The organism is Ruegeria sp. BG6, assembly GCF_056538465.1.
On the sequence record NZ_JBQFTB010000005.1, the window covers coordinates 200,348 to 221,278 of the forward strand.

Below are 20,931 nucleotides of genomic sequence, written 5' to 3' on the forward strand. Positions count from 1 at the left end.
TAGAAGGCAAAATGCTTTCATATCAACATATTTACCACGCCGGGAATCTGGCGGACGTGCAAAAGCACGCATTGCTGGCCTGGACGCTGCGTTATCTGACGCAAAAAGACAAACCGCTGAGCTACATCGAAACCCACGCCGGACGCGGGCTATACCACCTGGACTCGGAGGAGGCCCGCAAAACCGGCGAAGCGGACGCGGGCATCGAAAGGGCGCGGCGCGAGGCCTGGTTCGATCCGGAACACCCGCTGGCCCGGGCAATCTCGGACATACAGGCCCGGTATGGACCGGCCTGTTACCCGGGTTCTCCCATGATCGCAGCCAGCCTGTTACGCCCACAGGACAATTTGCATTTCGCGGAACTGCACCCAAAGGAATACGCAGCCCTTTCAGGCGAGTTAACGGCCCGAAACGCACGGGTGTATCGGCAGGATGGCTATGAACTGGCGCAATCCATGCTGCCGCCCACGCCGCGTCGTGGAATGTTGCTGATCGATCCCAGCTACGAGGTGAAGGCCGAATATGGTCGTTTACCGGGGAACGTCGCCAAACTGCACCGCAAGTGGAATGTCGGGGTGATCGCGCTGTGGTACCCGATTCTGGCCGACAATCGTCATAAGCCTATGCTGGCGGCCCTGACCAATCAGGCATTGCCAAAGGTGATACGCCACGAAGTGATCTTTCCACCGGCCCGGGAGGGGCACAACATGATCGGTTCGGGGATGTTCATAATCAACGCTCCGTACGGTGTCGAAGATGAAACCGCGCGGCTTACGGCCCTGTTCGACAGGATCTGAGAAACGTTCGCGCAAACAACAGGGAAACTCCCGCCGCGATTGCCGACATCAAAGATGCCGTCAATTGGGTCGGGCCCGGCACCGCGCCAAAGCGCGGTGCCGGGCCCAAAGCCGCAAGGTGGTTCGGCGCAGCCGGACCGCCGCGGGTGCGGGAGCTTTCGCGCCCTTCAGGTCAGGTCCTTGTAGCTGATCTCACGCGTGTCCGCCCCGGGCCCGGCTTTTGCCCGGCGCACTACCAGGCGGTTGAGAGCATGGATATAAGCCTTGGCCGAGGCCACCACAGTGTCGGTATTCGCCGATTGGCCGGTTGCAATCATGCCATCCTCTTCCAGCCGCACCGAAACAGTGGCCTGGGCGTCCGTCCCTTCGGTGACCGCATGCACCTGATAGAGCTGCAAATGAGCCTCGTTCGGGAAGATCGCGCGGATCGCCCTGAACGTCGCATCAACCGGGCCGTCACCGTATTCCGTGGCGATGACATCCTTTCCGTCAACCTCCAGTTCAACCGTCGATTCTGCCTGACCTCCGGTACCGCAGGTGACTTTCATCGACACCAACTGCAGAAAATCGTTGGCTTCGTCATCGTCCAGCGTCATCAGCGCGATGATGTCGTCGTCGAAGACCTCTTTCTTGCGGTCAGCCAGATCCTTGAACCGAACAAAGATGTCCTTGAGCTGGTTGTCACCGACCTCATAGCCCAGCGTGTTCAGCTTGTCCCGCAATGCCGCGCGGCCCGAGTGCTTGCCCAAGGGCAGCGAAGTGCCGGACAATCCCACATCCTCGGGGCGCATGATCTCGAAATTGTCGCGGTTTTTCAGCATCCCGTCCTGATGGATACCGCTTTCATGGGCAAAGGCGTTCTTGCCGACAATGGCCTTGTTGAACTGCACGTTGAAGCCCGATACCGTGGCGACCCGGCGCGAGATATGCATGATCTTGGTGGTGTCGATCCCGGTGCGGAAAGGCATGATGTCATTGCGGGTCCGCATGGCCATCACTACTTCTTCCAGCGCGGTATTGCCCGCACGTTCGCCAAGGCCGTTGATGGTGCACTCGATCTGACGCGCCCCGCCGATCACGGCCGCCAGAGAGTTCGCGGTCGCCATCCCCAGGTCATTGTGACAGTGGGTCGCGAAGACGACTTCATCTGCGCCGGGAACGGTTTCGATCAGGCGCTTGATCAGATCGGCGGATTCCAGTGGTGCCGTATAACCGACAGTGTCGGGTATGTTGATCGTGGTCGCGCCTGCCTTGATCGCGATCTCGATAACGCGGCACAGGTAATCCCATTCCGTCCGGGTCGCGTCCATTGGCGACCACTGCACATTCTCGCACAGGTTGCGGGCATGGCTGACCGTTTCATGGATCTTTTCCGCCATCTCGTCCTGCGTGAGGTTCGGAATGGCGCGATGCAGCGGAGAGGTGCCGATGAATGTATGAATGCGGTTCTGTTCGGCGTGTTTGATCGCCTCCCAGCAGCGGTCGATATCCGCGAAATTTGCGCGGGCCAGACCGCAGATGCGACTGTTTTTTGAACGTTGGGCGATTTCGGACACCGCTTTGAAGTCACCCTCAGAGGCGATTGGGAAACCGGCCTCGATGATGTCGACGCCCATGTCGTCCAGCAGCTCGGCGATCTCAAGCTTTTCGTCATGGGTCATGGTGGCGCCGGGGCTTTGCTCGCCGTCGCGCAAGGTGGTGTCAAAGATCAAGACGCGGTCTTGGTCGGTCACGTTGGTCATGGGATTCTCTTTCTTCTTCTGTCCTAAAGCCTATGGCGCGCGGGCGTCCTCCTCTGAGCGGGCGCGCCGAATGGCACGCTCAGAGGCGGATTAGGATCAGTAGGCCACGCAGCGACGCACCGCAAAAAGCGGTGTCAGCAAAAGGGATATCTGCGCGGTTGATCATGACTGTGAGGTTATACAGAGCCCGCAAGGAATGAAAAGAACCAATTTGCGATCCTCTGACCGGACCCGGCCTTTTAAGCCGGGCATTGATTCAGACGGGTATCCTTCTAGGTTGGCGCACATGAAATCAGCATTGATCATCGGCTCAAGCGGAGGAATTGGACGCGCCATTTGCAGGCAGCTGGACCTGCAACAGGTCAGCGTGACCGGGTTGTCCCGCTCGGCTGGTGGATTTGACTTGACGAAACCCGACACCGTTCACTCCGCGCTGGACAAGCTTCAGGGCCCGTTTGATCTGGTTCTGGTCGCCACTGGCGCGCTTGAGATCGATGGCCACGGGCCGGAAAAGACCATCCGGTCGCTGTCTTCAACGGCGATGATAGACCAGTTCGCGTTGAACGCGGTTGGGCCAGCCCTTGTGCTTAGCCACGCTCATCGGTTGCTGCCACGGGATCGGCGTTCCGTATTTGCCATCCTGTCCGCGCGCGTCGGTTCCATCGGGGACAACCGGCTTGGGGGATGGATCAGCTACCGCGCCGCAAAGGCAGCGGTCAATCAGATTACGCGCACCGCTGCAATTGAACTGGATCGCACACATACACAGGCGATTTGCGTGGCGCTGCACCCCGGTACGGTCAAAACCGAGTTTACACGGAAATATCTGGGGCGGCACCCGGCGGTCGAACCGAATGAAGCTGCCCGCAATCTGCTGTCCGTCATCGAAGGATTAACGCCTGCGGATAGCGGCGGCTTTTTTGACTGGGCCGGCGAGCGGATACCCTGGTAGGTAAGGGTCACCCATCCGAAGCGGCCGGTTCCTCAGCGTTTTCCTGCGTTGGTTCATCCGCATCCGTGGCGTCCGGGGGTTCGTCAGCCTTTTCCGCAAGCGCACCATTTTCCCAGACACCGGTTTCTTCCAGCCCGTTGGCATATTTCATGGTGCCGTTGCCTTGCCGTTTGTTGTCAACAAAGCTGCCTTCATAAACGTCGCCAGTCGCGTAGGTGGCAATACCGTCACCACTGATCTTACCGTCAATCCAGCCGCCCGTGTAGCTGAACCCGTTTGGCGCTGTGATCGTTCCTTCACCGTGGCGCTCACCGTTCCGGAAATCACCCTCGTAAACGGTGCCGTCGGCGAAACTGGCCTTGCCCTTGCCGTGCCGTTCGCCGTCAACCCATTCGCCCTCGTATCTGTAGCCGTTGGCAAATGTCAGAACGCCCTGGCCATGGCTGCGGGCATTCTTGAATTGTCCGGTGTAGACGACGCCGCTGGGATAGGTCGCCTTGCCGTTGCCTTCGAACACGCCGGCGATCCAATCACCTTCGTAGATCGTACCGTCCGCAAAAGTGTTCATACCCTTGCCGTGCGGCAGGTCCGCCTGAAAGTCCCCGACATAGGTTGATCCATCCGGATAGATCAACTCACCAAATCCCTCAATCTGGCCTTCGGACCACTCGCCGTTATAGTCGAACCCGTCCGCGCCGAGAAACCGGCCTTTGCCGTGGCGGCGATCATCCACATAGTCGCCTTCATATGTCGCGCCATTCTTGTAGGTCGCCTTGCCTTTTCCTTCGCGCCGACCTTCGACCATGTCCCCTTCGTAGACATCGCCGTTGGCCTGGGTGAGACGGCCCTTGCCGGTGATCAGATCCTGTGACCAGTCCCCCGTGTAGATCATCCCGTCAGAAAGCGTCAGCGTACCCTGGCCATGACGCAGCCCGTTTTCGATATCGCCTTCATAGACGCCGCCTTCGGCGTAAGTTATCCGGCCTTTGCCCTGCTTCACGCCGTCGACCCAATCACCGTCATAGACATAACCGGCAGGATCCTTGATCATGCCCTTGCCGTGATGGCGGTCATCCTTGAACTCGCCTTCATACCGCATTCCGTTTGCGTATTCGGCGATACCTGTCCCGTTGATGGATCCGCCGGCCCAATCGCCTTCGTAGCTGCCGCCATCGGCAAAAACGATCTTGCCGCGCCCCTCGGGCTGGCCTTTGGCAAACATCCCCTCATAGACCGAGCCGTTGGCGTAGCGCGCGATGCCCTTGCCCTTGATCTCGCCTTCGAACCATTCGCCGGCATACTCGAAACCGTCCGGCAGGCGATACGTGCCGGTCCCATGACGTAGCCCGTTTTCGAACGTGCCCTCGTACACGCCGCCAACCTCGTCATCGGCGATGATGACTTCGTCACCCTGCGCGGCCACGTTGACCGCCGTCAGGGCCAAAAGTGAAACGGCTATAGATATGCGAAACAAGTTCATGGGTTTTCACGCCTGGCCGGTCATGCTTTGAATGCGTTCTGTTGCGCAAAACTAAGGCACCACTCAGGGCAGGGCAACGGCTTTTGCCGCATTTGTCTTTTCCTCACGGTGCGATCTGGTAAATGGCAATAGGACAGTCGAGGGCAAGAGGGCAGTATGGCCGACCGTTTCCGCATCACTCTGGCGCAACTCAACCCCGTTGTCGGGGATATCGACGGCAATGCTGCCAAAGCCCTTGCCACCTGGGCACAGGGGCGCGATGCCAAGGCCGATCTGGTGGCGTTGCCCGAAATGTTCATCACCGGGTACAACACGCAGGATTTGATCCTGAAGCCGGTGTTTCACCAAGCGGCCATGGCTGCGGTCGAATCGCTTGCTGAACGCTGCGCCGATGGGCCGGCGCTGGCAATTGGCGGTCCGTGGGTTGAGGATGGCAAACTGTTCAACGCCTATTTGATCCTCAAGGGTGGGCGGATCTCCAGCAAAGTCCTGAAACATCACCTGCCCAATGAAACGGTTTTTGACGAAGTCCGCCTTTATGACGCCGGACCGCTGGGTGGCCCCTATTCGGTGGGCAACACCCGCATCGGCAGCCCGATTTGCGAAGACAGCTGGCACGAGGATGTAACCGAAACGCTGGCAGAAACCGGCGCCGAGTTTCTGCTGATCCCCAACGGATCACCGTATTTCCGCGACAAATACGACATACGCCTGAACCACATGGTGGCGCGCGTTGTCGAAACCGGACTGCCGCTGATCTACCTCAACATGGTGGGCGGTCAGGACGACCAGGTTTTTGACGGCGGAACATTCGGCCTGAATCCGGGTGGAGAGCTGGCTTTCCGGATGCCCGTGTTTGATGAAGCGATCACACATATTGATCTGGAACGTAGCGAAGATGGCTGGCGCATTGCACCGGTAGAAATCGTGCCGCAACCGGATGAATGGGAACAGGATTATCGCGTAATGGTTCAGTCCTTGCGCGATTACATGGGGAAAACCGGATTCGGCAAAGCCCTGCTTGGTCTGTCAGGCGGCATCGATTCCGCGCTGGTGGCGGCAATAGCGGTGGATGCTCTCGGGTCGGAAAACGTGCGCTGCGTGATGCTGCCGTCGGAATATACCAGCCAGGCCTCGCTGGACGACGCCGAGGCCGTCGCAAGGGCGTTGGGCGTGCACTACGATTTTGTTCCGATCTCGGAAAGCCGCGCCGCTGTCACCAATTCGCTCGCCCCGTTGTTTGAAGGTCGAAACGAAGACCTGACCGAAGAGAATGTTCAGTCTCGCCTGCGTGGACTTCTGCTGATGGCGATTTCCAACAAGTTTGGCGAGATGCTGCTGACAACCGGCAACAAATCCGAGGTCGCGGTGGGATATGCCACCATTTATGGCGATATGAACGGCGGTTACAATCCGATCAAGGATCTGTACAAGACCCGCGTGTTCGAGACCTGCCGCTGGCGCAATGCCAATCATCGCGACTGGATGATGGGACCGGCGGGTGAGGTCATCCGCCCGTCAGTTATCGACAAGCCCCCAAGCGCAGAACTGCGCGAGGACCAGAAGGACAGTGACAGCCTGCCCGACTATCCGGTTCTGGATGCCATCCTGGAGATCCTGGTCGACCAGGACGGCTCGATCGCCGATTGCGTGGCGGCTGGTTTTGACGAGGCCGAGGCCCGCCGGGTCGAACATCTGATCTACATCAGCGAGTACAAGCGGTTTCAGTCTGCGCCGGGAACAAGGCTGACCAAACGCGCCTTTTGGTTGGATCGCCGGTATCCCATCGTGAATCGGTGGCGTGACACCGATTGAGTATCGGAACTGACCCTCGCGATTGTGGGCAGAAAACGTTCCCATAATGGAGCAACGGGAAACAGTCCCGCCAAAACCTACCCCTTTGTTTGCTAAGCTGGTCAGTTTGAATGGTTTTTTGCCGTCCGGTGCCGCTCCAAGCTTGCCCGACTGACAATGTTTTGCCACATTTAAGCTGCAATGCCGCCGCATGTGGGGCGAGTGTGACGCATTCCTGGCAGAACAAGTTTTCAGGCGATGTGTTGGATTCAATTGTGGCGCATTGATCTGCGAATGTCTGAGTTAACGGTTTGGTGTTACAATGCATGAGGAATATGAAAGGCCGTATTACCCGTATCTGCGTCTACAGACGATGGAGTCCCCGGCGCAGGAATTGGACGAGGCCGAATTGGAGGCCGCAATTGCCGCGGTCATGTGTGAGGAGCTCTCGCAAAGCACTCCGTCGCTTCAAACTGTACGCTCCGAGTTTCCAGTGCTGGCTTCTGCTGAAGAGATTTCGGAGCAGGCTGAACCTCAGCCAACCGGCCTGACGGCGACACTTCGTCAGAAGTGGGCCGAGTTTTCGGGCGCGGCGTAGTCCAGCTCACAGCTTTTCGCTGGAAACTTAGATCGCATTGCTTTCAATTGCGGCTCGAGTTTGAGGGCGCAATTGAAACCTGCTGCGCCACGCCCCCGGATCGCCCCTGATACACCGCGCCCGGGAACCATTCAGGGGCGAGCGGTCGCCAAGTCTTAATGTCTTTGGAAAAAGAGACGGGTGCCAGGGCGTATCGTCAACGCGCCCAGAAGGCCTTCGGCTGTTTGAGCCGTTCATGATTTCACAGTCATGCCGATTTGCAACCCTCGGCACGCCCAAGGTGCTTCACAGCCAATTTATCAAGTTGACAATATTTCCGTCATTTTGACGTCTTCTGGGTGCAATTCGTCAGATTGGCCCCTATGAAGCGTAACCCCTTTCAGCCATTTTCCACGCAAGACAGTTTTTGTGGAGAAACTGATGTCCTGGAATATTTGTGTCATCGGGGCCGGCAAGATCGGGCAGATGATCGCGACGCTTTTGAAAGGGTCGCCGAATTACAGTGTTACGGTTGCGGATCATGACCTGAAAGCCTTGGGCGATATCGCGAAAATAGGCGTTGGCACCAAACAGATCGACGCCACTGACGCGGACGGCATGGCCAAAGAGCTAACGGGATTTGATGCCGTCATTTCGGCAGCACCGTTCTTTCTGACCCCGACCATTGCCAAGGCAGCCAAGGCTGCGGGCGCGCATTATTTCGACCTGACCGAAGATGTCGCCGCAACCCAGGCGGTGCGCGAGCTTGCCGAGGGCAGCGAGACGGCGTTCATGCCGCAATGCGGCCTAGCACCCGGCTTTGTTGGGATTGCCGGCGCTTCACTGGCGGCAGAGTTTGACGAGATCGACAGCCTGCATATGCGGGTGGGCGCATTGCCGCTGTATCCGACGAATGCGCTGAAATACAATCTGACCTGGTCAACCGACGGGCTGATCAACGAATACTGCAACCCGTGCGATGCCATCGTGAACGGCAAGCTGGTCAAGACTGCACCGCTGGAAGATTACGAGGTTCTGGGCCATGACGGCGTGGAATACGAGTGCTTCAACACTTCCGGTGGCTTGGGCACTTTGCCGGAAACGCTGGAAGGCAAGGCGCGGGCCGTGTCCTATCGCTCGATCCGCTATCCGGGCCATTGCGACATTCTGAAACTGCTCCTGAACGATCTTGGGCTGGAACGCCGCCGCGATCTGCTGAAAGAGATTTTCGAAGCCGCATTGCCCCGCACCGACCAGGACGTCGTTCTGGTTTACTGCACCGCCAAGGGCAGGATTGACGGGGTGCTGCGCGAGAAGTCCCTGATCAACAAGTCCTTTGCCCGCACCATCAACGGACAGGTCTGGAGCGCCATTCAGGTCACCACCGCCGCAGGTGTTCTGGGCGTGGTTGACCTGATGCGCATTGGCGCACTGCCCGCGAAGGGGTTTGTCCGGCAGGAACAGGTCAAATTTGATGACTTCCTCAACACCGAATTCGGCCAGCTTTATCGCGCTGGTGACGTCACCAAACAGAACAAGGCAGCCTGAGATATGAAAGACATTGTGATGACAGCCCAAACCACGCTTGCGAATTTGGATCTGACCGAGGCCGAACTGAACAGCGGCACGCTCAAGGTGACGTCTCCGATCGATGGCAGCCTGCTGGCCCAAATACACGAGACACCGGTTGCGGAGATGGACGCTGTTTTTGCCCGCGCGCAATCGGCTTTCAAAGCCTGGCGTGTTGTTCCTGCACCGCGCCGCGGCGAGCTTATCCGCCTGCTGGGCGAGGAGCTGCGGGCCGCCAAGGATGATCTGGGCGCTCTGGTCAGCTGGGAAGCTGGCAAGATCACCTCGGAAGGTCTGGGCGAAGTGCAGGAGATGATCGATATCTGCGACTTCGCTGTCGGTCTGTCGCGTCAGCTTTACGGTCTGACCATCGCCTCCGAGCGGCCCGGTCACCGGATGATGGAGACATGGCATCCGGCAGGTCCGGTCGGCGTGATCTCGGCCTTCAACTTCCCGGTCGCGGTCTGGTCCTGGAACGCGGCGCTGGCCCTGGTCTGTGGCGATCCGGTGATCTGGAAGCCGTCCGAGAAGACTCCGCTGACCGCCATGGCCTGCCAGAAGATTTTCGAACGCGCGCTGGCCCGGTTCGGCGATGCGCCTGACGGCCTGCTGCAAACTCTGATCGGAGGCGCCGCGCTGGGTGAAGCGCTGGTGGCCAGCGAGGATGTTCCGGTGATCTCGGCAACCGGTTCGACCCGCATGGGCCGCGCGGTGGCCCCCATCGTGGCGCAACGTTTCGGCAAGTGCATTCTGGAGCTGGGCGGAAACAACGCAATGATCGTTGGCCCTTCGGCCGATCTGGAAATGGCGGTTCGTGCCATCGTGTTCTCGGCTGTTGGCACCGCCGGTCAGCGCTGCACCACCCTGCGTCGCCTGATCGCGCACAACTCGATCCGCGAGGAACTGGTGAGCCGTCTGAAGAAGGCCTATGCCGGTCTTCCCATCGGCAATCCGCTGGCCGAAGGCACCCTGGTCGGCCCGCTGGTGGATGAAGCCTCGGGCGCGGCCATGACCGCAGCGTTGGAGGCCGCAAAAGCCGAGGGCGGAACTGTCTTTGGCGGTAATCGGGTGACCGAAAACGTGCCGGCCGGCGTCTACATGGAACCTGCTATCGTCGAAATGCCCAGTCAAAGCGCGGTGGTGAAGACCGAAACCTTTGCGCCGATCCTTTATGTCATGGGATATGACGACTTTGCCGAAGCGCTGGACATTCAGAATGATGTGCCGCAGGGCCTGTCATCCTGCGTGTTCACCCTGAACATGCGCGAGGCCGAGCAGTTCCTGACCGCGGCCGGATCGGATTGTGGCATTGCCAACGTCAACATCGGACCTTCCGGCGCCGAGATCGGTGGCGCGTTTGGCGGTGAAAAAGAAACCGGCGGCGGGCGCGAAAGTGGCTCGGATGCCTGGAAGGCATACATGCGCCGCCAGACCAACACCGTGAACTACTCGGCCGAACTGCCGCTGGCGCAAGGCGTCAAGTTCGACATCTAGACTTTCGTCCATTGAGATTGACCGATTAGCCGATCTGACAGGTCAAAGATACAAAACTAAAATTCCCCCGGGCGCAGATGCTTGGGGGAGTTTTGTTTCGAATGGATTTTGCGAGCTTCTGCTCCAATATGCCTGTAATGCGCTTCCGCTACATTCCGGAAAGCCCCGCATTTGTGTTCAACAGAAACTGGCGAAAGATCGGACTGCTCGCAGCGCCTATGCCGCGCGCGTTTTCCCCGACCGCTGCACTTTCAACGACCGGCGGAATCAACCCCCGCTTGTCCTGGTTGGCCAGATAGCGACGCACCCTTGAAACCAGTTCTTCCCTGACCTCCGGCGGGAATGCCCCATCTATGAAGATTGCCTCGAAATCAATGACAGCGCAGATCGAGAGCGCGGCTTTGGCCAATTCCTGAGCTGTTGTGCCAATCCACGGCTCAACATAACGGGAAATGCTGCTCCAATCCTGCGGCTTCTTCCAGAGAATACGCGGATCGACGCCCGCTTCGACCAGCCTGTCCTCAAGCAAAAACAGCGAGGCAGTATCGATCAGCTGCTGGCTTTCGCCCAGGGGGCCGGTGGTGCGCATCGCGCCCAGGGCCCCGGCGTTGCCCTGGTTGCCCTCGAACACCGTGCCATTCAAAGCGACCCCGCCGCCGATCATCGAGCCGATGAAAAAGTAGAAATAGTCGCGGTATTCAGCACCGCGACCGTAGAGATGTTCGGCGTGACACGCTGCTGTCGCATCATTGACGACAAAAACAGGCAAACTGCTGAACCTGGCCACTTCGGTAAAGAAGTTTACGTTCTTCCAGGACCGGAACTGTTTGGCCGCCAGCCCCGTCAGGTCGTGCCACTTCCAAAGCTCGAACGGGGTGCCAATTCCAATCCCGCACACGCGGTCCCGCAGTTTCCGGGGCTCATCCGCCAAAAGCGTTTCCAGGCCAGCCTCCAGAAACCCGAATACGGCTTCTGGCAGCGGGTAGTCATAAGTGGTGGAAAGCTGGCGGCGCGGCTTGCCTGTAAAGTCGATCAAAAGCAGGTCTGCACTGCGCCGCCCAATCTTCATTCCAACAGAAAGTATGCCTTCCGGGTTCAACTCCATCGGGACCGAAGGCTTGCCAACTTTCCCACGTAAAGGGGTTCCACGTTTGAGAATCTCATCCTTTTCAAGTTTGCGAAGGATGATTGAAACGGTCTGAGGAGAAAGGCCGGTCAACCGGGCAACATCCGCACCCGCTGCCGGTCCATGGCGTTGTAAAACCGTCAAAATCAGGCGCTCGTTATGATCGCGAACACCGCTTTGACTTACCCCGCCGGTCAGCATTTTAAGTGCTTCTTTCTCCATAATCCCGAACATAACCACCTTGTTTTCTTATGAAAAGATATCTGATCGAATTAATAAATAAACTTTATTTACTTATTGACATCGAGGCTCGAATCGCGGTTTGTTGAATACGACCTGCATTGGAGGATGGAGGTAGGTCTCGCTGGCGCGCCATGCGGGACGACGATGATTTTATGGGAGGACAACATGAGAAATTTACTCAAGCTTGCCGCATCGGCGACTGCACTCACACTGGCTGCCGCATCTGCGCAAGCGGCCGGTGAGACCGTCTGCCTGATCACCAAGACCGACACCAATCCATTTTTTGTAAAAATGAAGGAGGGTGCGACCGCGAAGGCGGAAGAGCTTGGCATGACCCTGAAGGCTTTTGCTGGCAAAATCGACGGCGACCACGAAACTCAGGTCCAGGCGATTGAAACCTGCATCCTCGATGGCGCCAAGGGAATTCTGCTGACAGCGTCTGACACAAGTTCGATTGTCCCCGCGGTTCAGCAGGCTCGGGACGCTGGTGTTCTTGTGATCGCATTGGATACGCCGCTCAGCCCGATTGACTCGGCGGACGCGACATTTGCGACAGATAACTACAAGGCAGGTCTGCTGATCGGGCAATGGGCGAAGGCCAAAATGGGTGATGCAGCAGCGGACGCCAAAATCGCGACGCTTGATCTGAATGTCAGCCAGCCGACCGTGGACGTTCTGCGCAATCAGGGCTTCCTCGACGGGTTCGGAGTGGAATTGGCGGATCCAAATGTTATCGGCGATGAAACAGACACACGGCTGGTCGGCAGCGACGTAACCGACGGAAACGAAGAAGGTGGACGCCGTGCCATGGAAAACCTTCTGGCCAAGGATTCAACGATCAACGTGGTTCACACGATCAATGAACCGGCGGCGGCGGGTGCCTATGAGGCTCTGAAATCCATCGGGCGTGAAAACGACGTGTTGATCGTTTCGGTCGATGGCGGCTGCCCCGGCGTACAAAACGTTGAGGCCGGAGTAATAGGTGCCACAAGCCAGCAATACCCCCTGCTGATGGCGTCGCTTGGCGTTGAGGCCGTGAAGAAATGGGCCGACGAGGGCGTGAAGCCAGAAAACACACCCGGTAAAGACTTCTACGATACCGGCGTTGCACTGATTACCGATCAGCCCGTTGACGGTGTGGAATCGATTTCGGTCGCTGAAGGCTTGGAGCTCTGCTGGGGCTAAGCGCGGGCCTGTTGGATGAGGCGCGCCGAAGCGCCTCATCATTCCTTTCGCCAGCAAACCGAAACTTCCTGTACACTAATCTCGTGGGCGGCATGACGCCCACGAAAAGGGGGAGATATGTCCGAAGCAAACCAAAGCGCCCAGGGATTTGAATCCGCAGCCAGCAAAACAGAAACTGTTGCGACTTTTGAGGATCATCGCCACGGCGTTCTGGGGAAGTTGCAGCATCTTCTGCATGTTAACCCGTCCTTTGTGCCGCTAATCGTCCTGGTCGGTGCGATTTTGATTTTCGGACTGCTTTTGGGCTCAAAGTTCTTTTCGCCCTTCGCGATGACCCTGATCCTTCAACAGGTGCAGATCGTCGGCATCGTGGCCGCAGCGCAAAGCCTGGTCATTCTGACCGCTGGCATCGATCTGAGCGTTGGCGCGATCATGGTATTTTCTTCTGTCATCATGGGGCAGTTTTCCTTCCGATACGGCATTCCGGTGCCAATTGCCGTAATGTGCGGACTGGCCGCCGGAACCATGATCGGAGCGCTCAATGGCTGGCTTGTCAGCCGCGTCAAGCTTCCCCCCTTCATCGTCACGCTTGGCATGTGGCAGATCGTTCTGGCCACAAATTTCCTGTATTCCGCGAACGAAACCATTCGCAGTCAGGACATCGAGGCAAACGCCCCCTTCCTTCAGTTCTTCGGCACCAAGTTCAGCATCGGTGGAGCAACCTTCACCGTTGGCGTCATATTCATGCTCGTGCTGATCTTTGTGTTGGCCTACGCGCTCAAACACACGGCCTGGGGCCGACATGTCTACGCAGTGGGGGACGATCCAGAAGCCGCAGAACTATCAGGGGTCAATGTCCACAGAACATTGATGTCGGTCTACATGTTGTCCGGTCTGATCTGTGCTTTCGCTGGCTGGGCTCTGATCGGGCGTATCGGATCGGTCTCGCCGACATCCGGGCAATTGGCCAACATCGAAAGCATCACCGCGGTTGTGATCGGGGGTATCTCGCTGTTTGGGGGGCGCGGTTCAATTCTGGGATCCCTGTTTGGTGCCCTGATCGTCGGCGTCTTCACCCTTGGCCTCAGGCTACTGGGCGCGGACGCACAGTGGACCTTCCTGCTTATCGGACTTCTCATCATCGCGGCGGTCGCGGTTGACCAGTGGATCAGAAAGGTATCGGGCTGATGTCAGACACAACTCCAGTCGTCCAGGGCCGCGGGATCGTAAAACGCTATGGCCATGTAACCGCCATCGACCATTCCGATTTTGAACTGCGTCAGGGCGAAATCCTAGCGGTCATCGGGGATAACGGCGCGGGCAAATCATCCATCGTCAAGGCAATCTGCGGCGCCACGATCCCGGATGAGGGCGAAATCCTGATAGAGGGGAAGAAGGTCAACTTCACCTCTCCGATTGACGCGAGGAACATGGGGATCGAGATCGTCTACCAACAACTTGCGATGTCCCCTGCACTTTCGATTGCGGATAACATGTTCATGGGCCGCGAGATCCGCAAACAGGGCTTCATGGGCAAGTACCTGCGTCAGCTCGACCGACCAGCCATGGAGAAGTTCGCGCGTGACAAGCTGACCGAGCTTGGTTTGATGACCGTTCAATCGATCAATCAGGCAATCGAAACCCTGTCCGGAGGCCAGCGCCAGGGCGTGGCCGTTGCCCGTGCCGCTGCGTTTGCGACCAAGTTCATCATCATGGACGAACCAACAGCCGCACTGGGCGTGAAAGAAAGCCGCAAGGTGCTTGAACTCATCCAGGATGTTCGGGCGCGAGGCATTCCGATCATCCTGATCAGCCACAACATGCCCCATGTCTTCGAAGTCGCCGATCGTATTCACGTACACAGGTTGGGCAAACGGCTCTGCACAATCGATCCCAAGGACTACACGATGTCCGACGCTGTGGCTTTCATGACCGGCGCCAAGGAACCCCCGAAAGAGGACGCCGCGTGATCGAGCAGGACGTAAAACACGTTTGCGACCTGATTGCCGCCCGACGGCAGGCCGGTGCCCGGATGATTGTCGCAATCGCCGGCCCCCCTGCATCCGGAAAATCGACCCTGGCGGAGGCCGTCGTTCAATCGCTCAACACTGATCAGGGCTCGGGGATTCCACAGGCAACGCTGGTGCCCATGGACGGTTATCATCTGGACAACCGCGTCCTCGAAGCACGGGGACTACTGGCCAAGAAAGGTGCACCTGAAACCTTCGACGCGGTCGGATTTTGCAATGCAATCGCAACGCTGCAGTCCGCGCAGCATGAGGTCTTTCACCCAAAATTCGACAGACAGATGGATCTGGCGATTGCAAATGCGATTGCCGTTCATCCAGAAACTCCGATTGTCGTCGTTGAGGGGAACTACCTTCTGATGGACAGTGATCCCTGGAATGCATTGGCGGATGTCTTTGCCCTGACGGTGTTTGTCAGCCCGACATTGGAAGAACTGGAAAACAGGCTGCAGCAACGATGGATCAAACACGGCCTCGACCCCGTAACGGCACTGCAACGCGCAACCGGGAACGACCTGCCCAACGCCGAACTGGTTCTTGGAAAAAGTCGAAAGGCCGATCTGGTCCTAAATCAGAACTATACCGAATTCGGCGTGCGCTACGCGTTCTGAACCGCCGAGTAGTCAAACCAAAAAGATGCGCCAGATCCTCTCTTAGATCACGCCCCCAACGGCCCCAAAACCCCTGACGATGGACAGTTGAAAAATTCCTCTGCCGACGGCAAGTCCAGCTTTGGAAAATCCCAGGACCTGTTTTACGCTATTACCGATCCGGTTTTTCAGGGTGCTCCACCGATCAGCAGGCACATTCGAGAACTAGAAAGTAACCCTGAAGCAGATGCTGGCCGTCAGGACATCGTCAAGCGCTGTCGTTGAAGCCGGGTTCTTGATCCATTGTATTGATGGAGTAATGACAAAGTTCTGCACCAGGGTCAGGCGGTAGAAAGCCTCCGTCGTTATCTGATTCCGCAGCGTTGGGTCTGACGGGTCACCCCAACTTACACCAAGACCAAGTACGTCGCTTGCTGCTCGATACTTGGTGTCGAATGCTATGCCCAACCCGGCGGTCACGTCGGTCTTCATAATTGACCCGTTCCCATCTGAGTGCCCCGCAATGAAAAACGGGAACCATTTGTCGTCGTATAAGTGGCTGGCAAGGAACGTTAGTCCTTTGGATTCCGGTACACCTTTTGCCACCAAGGCATCCTGATGCCAAAACTGAAGGCGAACCACGTCCCACCGACGCCTGTCTGGTGTTGTCGGCCAGCAGCGAAACTCAATGAATTTGTAGAATTCGCCCTCTTTATAGTGTCGAACGGGTTTCCTGCTGTCTTAGCATTTGCATCGTGAACGCCGGCGACGACACCGAAGTGAGGCGTAAACTTATACGCAACGCCACCGCCTATCCCCCTGCCGAGAGATGGTTTGGTCAGACTGCTTTGCAAGGCAAGGTTTTGAAACCCACGCAAGCTCGACGAAAGCGCGTGACCATTATACTAGGACAAAGCACTTATCTTGCCGATCACAAAACGAAACCGACCTTCCAGCAGCGATTGACGCCAGGCCAATTCGGTCAGAGCAAATCCGAAATCACTAAATCCTCCAGATGGTGTCAGGCCGCCATATTGCGACGCCAAACTTGTTGGTGGAATTGTTGTTCCCAGTGTTGTTCGCTCTTCAAGTCGAAAGGTCAGCTGGCCTGTATTCTTCGTCCCTCTTCCGGCAAGTTCCCAAGACCCCTGCAATTGAAGACGTGCGGCGGCAGCGTCCTTTTCAGCAAGCGTCCTGTTCAATTCCTGGCGCAGGGACTGATAGCTGAACTGGAGTTTCAGGCCGTACTCATCATTGATGCGTTTTTTCCAAGCAAACCAGGGTGAAATGAACTCTTCGATCCTCGGAAAGCTTAGAATCCCGTCAACACGCTGATCATCTATCGCAAGGTCCGCAGTCACACTGTCACCAGTTTCGATGTCTGCAGAAGGCCCGTACCCTGACAGCGTGTTGGTTTGGCTATCGGGCGCGTTCTGCGCAATAGCAGAACCGCCACAGCTAAGCAGTACGGCCACTCCAAGGGCACAGACACGGAACAGTGACGGTGCGCTCACCTTGAAAGAGGTCTTCATTGGTCGTTTATGTCCAACAGGGTGTAGTACTGATGGAAATCGTCACCGACCATCTGAACAGGCGCATCTTTGCTTGCTTCAACGACCACCCTTTTGTCAGGAGCGATGACCGTAAAACTCCAACCCTCAGCCGGAGACAATTGATCACCAAGATTTCCAGGATCTCCATTAAGAACCTTTGATCCATAGGCATTCAGAACATAGGTTTTTCCTTCTCCGTCAACCAGTTCGTAAATTGGCTTGCCAGCTTCGAAGACCATAGTTTGTTTCTTGGGACTCGTGAAACCTACATACGAGTCGGACCCCTCTCCTGCGCCAAGTGCCGATACCGGAAGCGTGGCTGCGTAGCGCGCATCAATACCGCCGAATGTTTTTTGGCCACCCATTTTGAGAATCTGTTCGTCCATGGCCCAAAACTTCGGCCCATTCGGCTGAGCATTTTTGGCACCGTTCTCTTTTGCAAGAGCAGCAACATCAAGTGATTGCCAGTTTTCTTCGGCGCAATCACTTGATCCGGTTGTATTATGAATGTCCACCCGATCATCGTAGATCAAAAGAAACTCGCAATACCGCATTCCACGAATGTCTTTTTCTGTAAGATCTTCCAGCGCTTGTTCAGCGGTGGCGTGATCCGCAATTGACAAAGAAAAAAGAACCATCGCCATGAAGGGCTTCATAAGTGCTTCGAAAAGCCGCTTTGGATAGCCGAGGGACATCACCGTTTCCACCCAATGCCAAGACTGACAATCTGTGAAAACTAGCGTCCTTGAATGCAGAACTGCTCCTTGGACGCAGTTCACAATACTCCCTGATATCTGATTGACACAGTTCAATTTGATATCGAGCAGCAATCAGCCAAACATCCATCTCGGTCGCGAGATTTGGTGGGTGTTGAGGTACCACGGTCCTTCTGTTCTAAAAAAACTAATAGACTAGCTCGTCAGAGGACGTTCCATGAAATAGACATACTGCCGCCATTCGTTGGGAAATTCGTCGGGATGTGGTGCGTCCGCAAAGCCGGCAGCTTCATACATTGACCGGGCGTGTGTGAGAAACTTCGCCGACGAAAAACGCACACGTTGATAACCGTCTTCGATCAACTGCCCGAACATGTGATCCAAGAGCTGGCGACCAATTCCAAAGCCACGACCATTGTCGTTCACGAACATGCGGTTAAACTCGGCAACTCCGGGACGCGCCTCGTTGTACATCACGCATCCAACCGGCTGATCATCGAGCAACGCGAGAAGAATGCCGCCATGTGGTCTGGCATGTAGAGAGGGGAGATCGTCCAGTATTGCCTGAAACCGGGCCGGGTCCATCGGGTTTCCTTTGGTTGGCCAGTCGGTTGGGTAGTTTTTCCAATGCCAGTCCAACCACTGTTGGCACAAGTCGCGGACTTGTTCGAATTCGGCCTCAGTCGATGCCATTCGTATCAAGACTTCCATTGTTTCAGTCTACCCACTTCAATTTGTTGGAACACGGTCGAAATGAGCCAAGCGTTCTCGCAAAGATCCCTTACATCGATCAGGAGTAAGGATTTCTGGCTGAGCGGTCCGCGGACAGGCTTTGCTGATCCCTTCGCACCAGAAGCTCAATGGCGTCAGCGAGATGTTCCTTGTCGATATGGTGATCTCCGCGAGCCACCCGGATGCGGTGCGCTTCTATCATAACGTCGGCGTGCCGGCAGCCTTCGGGTGGCTCAAAGCGGTACGAGGCCAATTCGATCCGCAGCCCGAGCGGATCACGAAAGTAAATCGAATCCATGAATCCGCGATCGACAGGACCAGTATGCACGACGCCGCGCGCATCAAGCCGTGCTGGGACCTGCCAGAATGTCGCTTGGCTTACGTTCAGGGCAAGGTGGTGCAGTGACCCGGTGTCTTCGGGAACAACGGTTGGGTCAGGCTTGCGGTCCTCATTTGTGAAGACGGTGATCAATCGACCGTCACCGGGATCGAAGTAAAGATGCCCTTCGTTCGGATTGTCGAGGTTCGGTTGATCAAAGACAAACGGCATACCCAACACACCTTCCCAAAAGTCGATCGAGGTTTGCCGATCCGCTCCGACAAGCGTGATATGGTGAACTCCCTGGGTTTGGATTTTTCGCAGTTCGTCGCTCTTTTCCATTTCCGTTACCACCCTGTTTTGACTTTAGTTATCATACAACGGCGGAACGCCAGAACGAACCGTCGGTTTCGTCCGCAAACCAGACCTTGGCTTTTTGTAAATTTGGACCTGCTGTCCGTACTTGAGCGGACGCTTGACGGACACCTGAACAAATGAACGGTGACATTGCCCGATTATATGTCACTCGCAGGAAAGCGTCCGGTTGCTCAGACGGCATCGATTTAATGCGTTTCCTTTTGCGTCAATCGCCTCCATCGACCAAGTGCCTTCTGTCTCTCTGGTCAACATCAGGAAGCCGAAATCGCTGTTGTTGACCACAAGGCTTGCCAGGCTTCCGGCGACTTCAACATTGGTTGCAACACCTGTGGGCATTGGATCCAGCTGTGTCCCGCCGTTGCCGCTTATCCCCTGCACCGGCCCAACTGCCAAGTCGATTGCCTGGAACGCGTGAATATGACCGGACAGGACAAGGCTCAAAGGTTCTGGCGTGGCCTCACCAAATGCCGCGCGCTGTGTGTCGTCGCCGTCGATAAGCTCACCGAAAGCATGCATGTTCGCCCAAAGTGGGCGATGAGTAAGAAACCAGGATTCGCCACTGATGTTTGCAAACATATCCCGGGCCATTCGGCTGTATTCGGGCAACAGATCGGGGCTGCTTTGTGGGGCAGGACCGGCGGACGAGTCGAATGCAATCAGATCAAGCCCGTCGACAGAGGCTATCCAGGGTTCAGTCACAGCCGGACAATCAGCCGGAACGAACCCAGGTGCGAAATACCGGAACCACCCTTTTCCGCCGCGGCCACAACTTTCATGATTTCCTCGTACAAATATGAATGGGGCAAGAGCGAACAGGGATTCTGCGGGGTCCAACCAATCTGCAGACCAGGCCCGGAAATTGTCACCAAATGGAGACCCACCGCACTTTTCCGGGTCTGGGCACTCACTTGACCGGTACAAGTAATCGCCAACGTGGATGACCAGATCCGGTGATCTGGATGCAATTTCTGCCGCGATCGATTCCAATGGCCAGGCAACCGGATCATTGCAGGCCTGAACCCTGCCGCCCCGAATGCGGCACCCGGTATCTCCAATCACGACAATCCGCTGGACGCTTGAATTCAGAATTGGCAGCGCGGTTCCCTCAAGCATTATCTGTTGCGCCCCTTTTGGCGCGCGATGCTCGCAGACGATTTCCGGAAACTGGCTGTCTGATATCGCCCTTTTGTTCATGGCGACCAAATGGCCATCGACTTGCAAGTTGGGGCAGTCAGGCGCCGTAGAGGTTGCGCGCACAACAACTTCGTCATCGGGCCCAAGCTGGACCCAATGATGCACAACATCAGCGACAGAAGACGCAGCGCCGAAACAAAGCAAACTCAATGCCGCGAAAACGAGTGAACCGGTCCTGACCAACACGCGGGTACCTCTTTCAAAGAATGCCCCAAATCTACGGTCGGGCCCTTGAAAGTCCAGTGTACATGAAATCCTGCTGAAGCTGGTCGGAAGGAAATCCCGTAAAGCTGCGATGTGGATTGCATCCAGTAACCGAGCTCCAAAGTTTGTGACAATAGCGGAAAACACATCTTTGGAAATGAAAGGCTGGTGTGCCTGCAACTTGCGGTTTCCACACTTTTTTGATTGATGGCCGCCGCAAACCAAAAGAATTCCATTTGCGTTCCACATTGCCGGCACA

19 protein-coding genes are annotated in these 20,931 nt (G+C 56.7%); 10 read left to right on the top strand and 9 right to left on the bottom strand.

Going from position 1 to position 20,931, the window contains the following annotated elements; translation table 11 throughout:
• Positions 1–11: 11 nt before the first annotated feature.
• The gene (locus tag ACR0JW_RS11820; protein ID WP_170681825.1) at positions 12–797 is read left to right on the top strand and encodes a 23S rRNA (adenine(2030)-N(6))-methyltransferase RlmJ; all 786 of its coding nucleotides are present in this window, start codon (positions 12–14) and stop codon (positions 795–797) included.
• Positions 798–964: 167 nt separating this feature from the next.
• On the opposite strand, the gene ACR0JW_RS11825 is transcribed toward ACR0JW_RS11820, so the two are convergent.
• Positions 965–2,539 carry a 2-isopropylmalate synthase gene (locus ACR0JW_RS11825; protein ID WP_170615737.1) on the bottom strand — a complete coding sequence of 525 codons (1,575 nt, stop codon included), beginning with the start codon at positions 2,537–2,539 and terminating at the stop codon, positions 965–967.
• Positions 2,540–2,825: 286 nt separating this feature from the next.
• On the opposite strand from ACR0JW_RS11825, the gene ACR0JW_RS11830 reads away from it, so the two are divergent.
• A complete protein-coding gene (locus ACR0JW_RS11830) occupies positions 2,826–3,491 on the top strand; it encodes an SDR family NAD(P)-dependent oxidoreductase (RefSeq protein WP_170681824.1) in 666 nt (221 codons plus the stop codon).
• Positions 3,492–3,498: 7 nt separating this feature from the next.
• Here ACR0JW_RS11830 and ACR0JW_RS11835 read toward each other — a convergent pair whose 3' ends face one another.
• Positions 3,499–4,971: a 2-isopropylmalate synthase gene (locus ACR0JW_RS11835; RefSeq protein ID WP_170825250.1), complete on the bottom strand. Its 1,473-nt coding sequence runs from the start codon at positions 4,969–4,971 to the stop codon at positions 3,499–3,501.
• Positions 4,972–5,127: 156 nt separating this feature from the next.
• Here ACR0JW_RS11835 and ACR0JW_RS11840 point away from each other — a divergent pair, with 156 nt between their 5' ends.
• The 4 genes from ACR0JW_RS11840 to amaB all read left to right on the top strand — a co-directional run bounded on the left by ACR0JW_RS11840 (position 5,128) and on the right by amaB (position 10,405).
• On the top strand, positions 5,128–6,786 hold the full coding sequence (locus ACR0JW_RS11840) for an NAD+ synthase (protein ID WP_170681822.1): 1,659 nt from the start codon (positions 5,128–5,130) through the stop codon (positions 6,784–6,786).
• Positions 6,787–7,087: 301 nt separating this feature from the next.
• Complete coding sequence (locus ACR0JW_RS11845; protein WP_170681821.1) at positions 7,088–7,363, top strand: hypothetical protein; 276 nt, start codon at positions 7,088–7,090, stop codon at positions 7,361–7,363.
• 420 nt (positions 7,364–7,783) lie between these two features.
• Positions 7,784–8,890: a saccharopine dehydrogenase NADP-binding domain-containing protein gene (locus tag ACR0JW_RS11850; RefSeq protein ID WP_170681820.1), complete on the top strand. Its 1,107-nt coding sequence runs from the start codon at positions 7,784–7,786 to the stop codon at positions 8,888–8,890.
• Positions 8,891–8,908: 18 nt separating this feature from the next.
• Positions 8,909–10,405, top strand: a complete 1,497-nt coding sequence (gene amaB / locus ACR0JW_RS11855) for an L-piperidine-6-carboxylate dehydrogenase (RefSeq protein ID WP_480713942.1) — start codon at positions 8,909–8,911, stop codon at positions 10,403–10,405.
• A gap of 148 nt (positions 10,406–10,553) precedes the next feature.
• Here the strand turns inward: amaB and ACR0JW_RS11860 are convergent, their stop codons facing one another.
• Positions 10,554–11,753: an ROK family transcriptional regulator gene (locus ACR0JW_RS11860; protein ID WP_170681961.1), complete on the bottom strand. Its 1,200-nt coding sequence runs from the start codon at positions 11,751–11,753 to the stop codon at positions 10,554–10,556.
• A 186-nt stretch (positions 11,754–11,939) separates the two neighbouring features.
• Here ACR0JW_RS11860 and ACR0JW_RS11865 point away from each other — a divergent pair, with 186 nt between their 5' ends.
• The 4 genes from ACR0JW_RS11865 to ACR0JW_RS11880 all read left to right on the top strand — a co-directional run bounded on the left by ACR0JW_RS11865 (position 11,940) and on the right by ACR0JW_RS11880 (position 15,597).
• Positions 11,940–12,959: a sugar ABC transporter substrate-binding protein gene (locus ACR0JW_RS11865; protein ID WP_170681818.1), complete on the top strand. Its 1,020-nt coding sequence runs from the start codon at positions 11,940–11,942 to the stop codon at positions 12,957–12,959.
• Between the two features lie 117 nt (positions 12,960–13,076).
• Complete coding sequence (locus tag ACR0JW_RS11870) at positions 13,077–14,147, top strand: ABC transporter permease (protein ID WP_170615753.1); 1,071 nt, start codon at positions 13,077–13,079, stop codon at positions 14,145–14,147.
• Positions 14,147–14,929, top strand: a complete 783-nt coding sequence (locus ACR0JW_RS11875; protein ID WP_170615755.1) for an ATP-binding cassette domain-containing protein — start codon at positions 14,147–14,149, stop codon at positions 14,927–14,929. The genes ACR0JW_RS11870 and ACR0JW_RS11875 overlap by 1 nt, the downstream gene beginning before the upstream one ends.
• Entirely contained in the window at positions 14,926–15,597 is a 672-nt protein-coding gene (locus ACR0JW_RS11880; RefSeq protein ID WP_480713943.1) for a nucleoside triphosphate hydrolase, read from the top strand. The genes ACR0JW_RS11875 and ACR0JW_RS11880 overlap by 4 nt, the downstream gene beginning before the upstream one ends.
• A gap of 204 nt (positions 15,598–15,801) precedes the next feature.
• On the opposite strand, the gene ACR0JW_RS11885 is transcribed toward ACR0JW_RS11880, so the two are convergent.
• From ACR0JW_RS11885 to ACR0JW_RS11910, 6 genes are all read right to left on the bottom strand, one after another.
• A complete protein-coding gene (locus ACR0JW_RS11885; protein ID WP_170681817.1) occupies positions 15,802–16,182 on the bottom strand; it encodes a carbohydrate porin in 381 nt (126 codons plus the stop codon).
• Positions 16,183–16,481: 299 nt separating this feature from the next.
• The gene (locus ACR0JW_RS11890; protein WP_170681816.1) at positions 16,482–17,108 is read right to left on the bottom strand and encodes a hypothetical protein; all 627 of its coding nucleotides are present in this window, start codon (positions 17,106–17,108) and stop codon (positions 16,482–16,484) included.
• On the bottom strand, positions 17,105–17,824 hold the full coding sequence (locus ACR0JW_RS11895) for a hypothetical protein (RefSeq protein ID WP_170825248.1): 720 nt from the start codon (positions 17,822–17,824) through the stop codon (positions 17,105–17,107). Before ACR0JW_RS11895 ends, ACR0JW_RS11890 begins: the two co-directional genes overlap by 4 nt.
• Positions 17,825–18,040: 216 nt before the next feature.
• Entirely contained in the window at positions 18,041–18,538 is a 498-nt protein-coding gene (locus tag ACR0JW_RS11900) for a GNAT family N-acetyltransferase (protein WP_170681814.1), read from the bottom strand.
• Positions 18,539–18,635: 97 nt separating this feature from the next.
• A complete protein-coding gene (locus ACR0JW_RS11905) occupies positions 18,636–19,220 on the bottom strand; it encodes a VOC family protein (protein WP_170681959.1) in 585 nt (194 codons plus the stop codon).
• Between the two features lie 198 nt (positions 19,221–19,418).
• On the bottom strand, positions 19,419–20,921 hold the full coding sequence (locus tag ACR0JW_RS11910) for a metallophosphoesterase family protein (RefSeq protein ID WP_480713944.1): 1,503 nt from the start codon (positions 20,919–20,921) through the stop codon (positions 19,419–19,421).
• Positions 20,922–20,931 lie beyond the last annotated feature (10 nt).

Bases quoted from the DNA above. Each gene is read 5' to 3' on its own strand.
- ACR0JW_RS11820 (WP_170681825.1), top strand. From the start codon at position 12: ATGCTTTCATATCAACATATTTACCACGCCGGGAATCTGGCGGACGTG.
- ACR0JW_RS11825 (WP_170615737.1), bottom strand. From the start codon at position 2,539: ATGACCAACGTGACCGACCAAGACCGCGTCTTGATCTTTGACACCACC.
- ACR0JW_RS11830 (WP_170681824.1), top strand. From the start codon at position 2,826: ATGAAATCAGCATTGATCATCGGCTCAAGCGGAGGAATTGGACGCGCC.
- ACR0JW_RS11835 (WP_170825250.1), bottom strand. From the start codon at position 4,971: ATGAACTTGTTTCGCATATCTATAGCCGTTTCACTTTTGGCCCTGACG.
- ACR0JW_RS11840 (WP_170681822.1), top strand. From the start codon at position 5,128: ATGGCCGACCGTTTCCGCATCACTCTGGCGCAACTCAACCCCGTTGTC.
- ACR0JW_RS11845 (WP_170681821.1), top strand. From the start codon at position 7,088: ATGCATGAGGAATATGAAAGGCCGTATTACCCGTATCTGCGTCTACAG.
- ACR0JW_RS11850 (WP_170681820.1), top strand. From the start codon at position 7,784: ATGTCCTGGAATATTTGTGTCATCGGGGCCGGCAAGATCGGGCAGATG.
- amaB (WP_480713942.1), top strand. From the start codon at position 8,909: ATGACAGCCCAAACCACGCTTGCGAATTTGGATCTGACCGAGGCCGAA.
- ACR0JW_RS11860 (WP_170681961.1), bottom strand. From the start codon at position 11,753: ATGGAGAAAGAAGCACTTAAAATGCTGACCGGCGGGGTAAGTCAAAGC.
- ACR0JW_RS11865 (WP_170681818.1), top strand. From the start codon at position 11,940: ATGAGAAATTTACTCAAGCTTGCCGCATCGGCGACTGCACTCACACTG.
- ACR0JW_RS11870 (WP_170615753.1), top strand. From the start codon at position 13,077: ATGTCCGAAGCAAACCAAAGCGCCCAGGGATTTGAATCCGCAGCCAGC.
- ACR0JW_RS11875 (WP_170615755.1), top strand. From the start codon at position 14,147: ATGTCAGACACAACTCCAGTCGTCCAGGGCCGCGGGATCGTAAAACGC.
- ACR0JW_RS11890 (WP_170681816.1), bottom strand. From the start codon at position 17,108: ATGAAGACCTCTTTCAAGGTGAGCGCACCGTCACTGTTCCGTGTCTGT.
- ACR0JW_RS11895 (WP_170825248.1), bottom strand. From the start codon at position 17,824: ATGTCCCTCGGCTATCCAAAGCGGCTTTTCGAAGCACTTATGAAGCCC.
- ACR0JW_RS11900 (WP_170681814.1), bottom strand. From the start codon at position 18,538: ATGGCATCGACTGAGGCCGAATTCGAACAAGTCCGCGACTTGTGCCAA.
- ACR0JW_RS11910 (WP_480713944.1), bottom strand. From the start codon at position 20,921: ATGTGGAACGCAAATGGAATTCTTTTGGTTTGCGGCGGCCATCAATCA.